Here is a 1,217-nt window from a genome sequence, read left to right on the forward strand (position 1 = left end):
GAGCCAGTCGTCGACGATGTCTTCGGGAAGCTCCCACTCGTCGCGCCGCTCCCAGAGGAAGCTCGCATTGAGACCGCGCTCCGCCATGGCCGCTTCGATAGCTGAGAGCGAGGCCACGTCGAGCAGCTGGCACTGGCCGCCGTGACCGTCGGGCACCGGCATCGAGGCAAGCGCGCCCGCATTGTTGTTGGGACCGGTCACAAGCGAGCCGTTCATCACCAGCCCGCCGCCCACGAAGAAGCCCACGAACGCATAGAGGAAATCGTCTGGCAGGGTCTGGTCGCCCAGCAACAGCTCTGCCGAACAGGCGGCGGAGGCGTCGTTTTCCAGCACCACGGGGAAGGGATAGATCGCCTCCAGCTCGGCGCGGATGTCGCGTTCGCGCCAATCGGCCATCGCACTTTCGTCGAGGCCGAGCGCGACGCCCCAGTCCCACATCCGGAACGGCGCGCCGATGCCGAGACCCGAGATGCGCTCGCGTTTCGAGGCAGGCAATTCCGTCACCATCCGCGCGATCGCGTCGATCGCGAAGGCGATGGTGTCGGCGGCGGTGGGGTAGTCGTGGCGCGAGACGCTGCGCGAGATCGGCGTGCCCATCATGTCGATCAGGATCACCTCGCTGCGGCGGCGTCCGACCTTCAGGCCCAGAAAATAGGCGCCTTCCGGGTTCAGGCGCATCGGCACCGTGGGCTGGCCGACCTTGCCGCGCACCGGGTCGCAGCGCAGCAGGAAGCCTTCATCTTCGAGCGCACGCATGATGACGGAAACGGTCTGTGCCGAGAGGCCCGTCATCCGCGCGATCTCTGATTTCGCCAAGGCGCCGCGGCGGCGAATCAGCGACATCACCAGCCGTTCGTTGCGGTTGCGCATCGAGGAATGATCCGTGCCAATTTTCACCGGGGCGGTCTTGATCATTTCCATCACGCGCTGGGGCACAGTTCATTCTCCGAGGCTGCTCGCGCTTAAGTTACGCTGAGTATTTATCGGCTTCCAGAGGGTGTTCTGTCAATTAATAAATCCACGTGATTTATCTATTGACGAGTCGCCCCGTCTTCGCACATGATTTGCCTCGAAGCCGATCGGAGAGACGGCTGAATTGTTTCTGGGAGGAGACCTGACATGATGAAGAAAACCGCAATTCTCGGTGCGACCGCGCTTGGGCTGATGGCGACGGGCGCTTGGGCGGAAACCACCGCCTGCCTGATCACCAAGACCGA

General features: G+C 63.2%; 1 protein-coding gene. It reads right to left on the reverse strand.

The features are described from left to right. Positions 1-936: ROK family transcriptional regulator (locus B3D39_RS06795; RefSeq protein WP_286789535.1), on the reverse strand; the 936-nt coding region annotated here is incomplete at its 3' end. Between the last annotated feature and the right edge of the window lie 281 nt (positions 937-1,217).

This window comes from Thioclava sp. UBA3469 (genome assembly GCF_002378135.1).
GTDB classification, from domain to species: Bacteria; Pseudomonadota; Alphaproteobacteria; order Rhodobacterales; family Rhodobacteraceae; genus Thioclava; species Thioclava sediminum.